General features: G+C 72.0%; 3 protein-coding genes. All 3 read left to right on the top strand.

All coding sequences use genetic code 11. The features are described 5' to 3' along the window. Positions 1 to 115: 115 nt before the first annotated feature. From AC27VN_RS37875 to AC27VN_RS37865, 3 genes are read left to right on the top strand one after another with little or no spacing between them, the layout of a single operon-like run. Positions 116 to 1,249: an ABC transporter permease gene (locus AC27VN_RS37875; protein ID WP_490879987.1), complete on the top strand. Its 1,134-nt coding sequence runs from the start codon at positions 116 to 118 to the stop codon at positions 1,247 to 1,249. Continuing rightward, positions 1,246 to 2,178 carry an ABC transporter permease gene (locus AC27VN_RS37870; RefSeq protein ID WP_490879986.1) on the top strand — a complete coding sequence of 311 codons (933 nt, stop codon included), beginning with the start codon at positions 1,246 to 1,248 and terminating at the stop codon, positions 2,176 to 2,178. The genes AC27VN_RS37875 and AC27VN_RS37870 overlap by 4 nt, the downstream gene beginning before the upstream one ends. Positions 2,179 to 2,180: 2 nt before the next feature. Further along, on the top strand, positions 2,181 to 2,855 hold the full coding sequence (locus AC27VN_RS37865) for a cysteine hydrolase family protein (RefSeq protein ID WP_490879988.1): 675 nt from the start codon (positions 2,181 to 2,183) through the stop codon (positions 2,853 to 2,855). Positions 2,856 to 2,857 lie beyond the last annotated feature (2 nt).

The following is a 2,857-nucleotide window of genomic DNA, read 5'->3' as shown; positions in this document are numbered from 1 at the left end:
CTCGACGAGGTGCTGCAGCTGGCCGACCGCGTGGGCGTGATGACGCGCGGCCGCATCGCGGGCGAGTTCGCGCAGCCGGCCGACCGCCAGGCCATCGGACAGGCGATGGTGGACCATGGCTGAAGCCGCGCTCGCCCCCGACACCGCGCGCGGCACGGCACCGCATCGCGTGCAGCCGCTGGCACGCCGCCGCTACGCGCTCGAGATCCGCCAGCACATGGCCTGGCGCTGGCAGGCGCTGATCCTCGCGACCGCGCTGGCCGCGGGCTTCGCGATCTCGGCCGCGATCCTCGTGGCCGCGGGCGTGCCGGCCGACGAGCTCGCCAACGAGTTCGTGACCCAGACCTTCCTCGACGGCCAGAACTTCCGCGCCGTGCTGTTCCAGGCCGCGCCGATGATCCTGGTCGGCCTCGCGGGCTCGCTGGCCTTTCGCGCGCGCTTCTGGAACCTCGGGCTCGAGGGCCAGATGATCTGGGGCGCCATCGGCGCGACCGCCGTCTCGATCTGGCAGCTCGGCCCCGAGCCGCTGCGCCTGCCGCTGATGTTCGCGGCCGCCATCGGCTGCGGCCTGCTGTGGGTGCTCGGGCCCGCCTGGCTCAAGCTCAGGCTGGGCGTGAACGAGATCATCTCGACCTTGATGCTCAACTACATGGCGGCCAACTTCCTGCTGCACCTGGTCTACGGCGCCTGGAAGGATCCGAAGGACAGCTTCCCCTACTCGCCGCAGTTCCGCGCCTTCGAGCGGCTGCCCGAGCTCGGGGCCGGCATCGGCAGCGCGATCCTGCTCGCGGGCATCGTGGCGCTGCTGGCCTGGTGGCTGGTGGGCGTGAGCCGCGCGGGCCTGTACCTGCGCTTCGTCGATGCCAACCCGCGCGTGGCGCATGCCAACGGCGTACCGGTGCGGCGCACGATCTACGGCGCGGTGCTGCTGTCGGGCGCGATGGCCGGGCTCGCGGGCTTCGCGGTCGCCGCGGGCCAGGAGGGCCGGCTCACGCAGGCCTTCTACCAGGGCTACGGCTTCTCGGGCATCCTGATCGCCTTCCTCGCGCGCAACAACCCGCTCGCGGCCACGGTGGTGGCGCTGCTGGTGGCGGCGCTGTTCGTCACCGGGCGCAGCCTGCAGGTGTTCTACCAGGTGCCGTTCTCGATGGTGCAGCTGATCCAGGCCATCATCGTGGTGTGCGTCGCCTCGAGCGACTTCTTCATCCGCCACCGGCTGCGCCGCGTCGGCACGGAGACCGCGCCATGAACGGCGGCGTGATCCTCAACTGGCTCGCGAGCACGCCCGACTTCGCGGTGCCCTATGCGCTGGCCGCCCTCGGCCTGATCCTCAGCGAACGCGCGGGCGTGCTCTCGCTCGGCGCCGAAGGGCTGATGCTGGTCGGCGCGCTGGCCGGCATCGGCGCTCAGATCGCGATCGGCCAGCCCGCGGTGTCGCTGGCGCTCGCGATGCTGGCGGCGGCCACGGTGTCGGTGCTGTTCGCGGTCATGGTGATCTGGCTGCGCGTGAACCAGGTGATCGCCGGGTTGGCGCTGGTGTTCTTCTGCCAGGGGCTCACGGCGCTGGTCGGCAGCCTGGCCGGGTGGACCAACCATGCCACCGAGGGCATCGGCGCGATGGGGCTGTGGCCGCTGTCGCAGCTGCCGGTCGTGGGCCGGCTGTTCGAGCAGAACGCGATGGTGTGGCTCACGCTGCCGCTGTTCGGCGCGGTGGCCTGGTTCTTCGCGCGCACCGCCACCGGTCTGCGGCTGCGCGCCGTGGGCGAGAACCCCCAGGCGGCCGACGCGGCCGGCATCCGCGTGCCGGCTTGGCGCTTCGCGGCGGTGCTCGCGGGCTCGGCGCTGGTGGGCCTGGCGGGCGCCTACATCTCGGTGGTCAGCACCAAGCTGTGGATCGCGGGCATGACCGGCGGGCGCGGCTGGATCGCGGTGGGCCTGGTGATCTTCGCGCGCTGGTCGCCGTGGAAGGCGCTGGTGGGCGCGCTGCTGTTCGGCTGCATCGAGGCGCTGATCCCGCAACTGGCCGCGGCCGGCGTTCGGCTGCCGCAGTACTTCGTGATGATGACGCCCTACGCGGTGACGCTCGGCGTGATGGTCTGGGTGGCGCTGTCGCGGCGCGGCGCCGACGAGGAGCCCGGCGCCCTCGGCCAGGCCTATGTGCGGGAGGAAAGAAGATGACGCTGAAGGCCTGGGTCTACGACGAGCCGCGCGAGCTCGAGGCGGCGCGCTTCGCCGACTACCTCGATCCGAAGACCACCGCGGTGGTCTCGATCGACATGCACCGCGGCCACCTCGACGACGATCCCGCCTGCCCCTGCCCGGCGCCGCGCGCGCGCGAGGTGGTGGCGCCGATCGACGGCTTCCACGACGCAGCGCGCGCGCTCGGCGTGCGTATCGTGCACGTGAAGTCGGTGCTGCGGCCCGACGGCAGCGACGACCTGCGCGGCATTCCGGCCGCCTGGCGGCGCACCTTCCCGCTGCACGTGGGCGAGATCCCGAATGCCGACGCGCATGCCCTCGAGGGCTCGAAGTGGACCGAGTGGGTCACGCGCGTGGAACCCGGCGACCTGCGCGTGGACAGCAAGCGGCGCCTCTCGGCCTTCTATCCCACCGACCTCGACTTCCTGCTGCGCAACCAGCGCATCGAGACCGTCGTGCTCGATGGCGGCTTCACCGACTGCTGCGTGCTCAACACCGCCTTCGACGCCAACAACCACAACTACCGCGTGATCGTGCTGCGCGACCTGGTGCGCGGCACCGACACGCGGCTCGAGAGCGCGGCGCTCGCGATGGTCTCGCTGCACCTCGGGCTGGTGATGGAGTCGCGGGAGCTGCTGCGCCAGTGGCGCGGCTGAGC

Source organism: Variovorax sp. 20P10.2.4 (genome assembly GCF_058244205.1).
The sequence above is the reverse complement of the archived record's forward strand: the minus strand, read 5'-3'. Positions and strand labels throughout refer to the sequence as shown.

What these genes read in the sequence shown, in the direction of transcription:
- AC27VN_RS37875 (WP_490879987.1), top strand. Translation starts at nt 116, where the DNA reads ATGGCTGAAGCCGCGCTCGCCCCCGACACCGCGCGCGGCACGGCACCG.
- AC27VN_RS37870 (WP_490879986.1), top strand. Translation starts at nt 1,246, where the DNA reads ATGAACGGCGGCGTGATCCTCAACTGGCTCGCGAGCACGCCCGACTTC.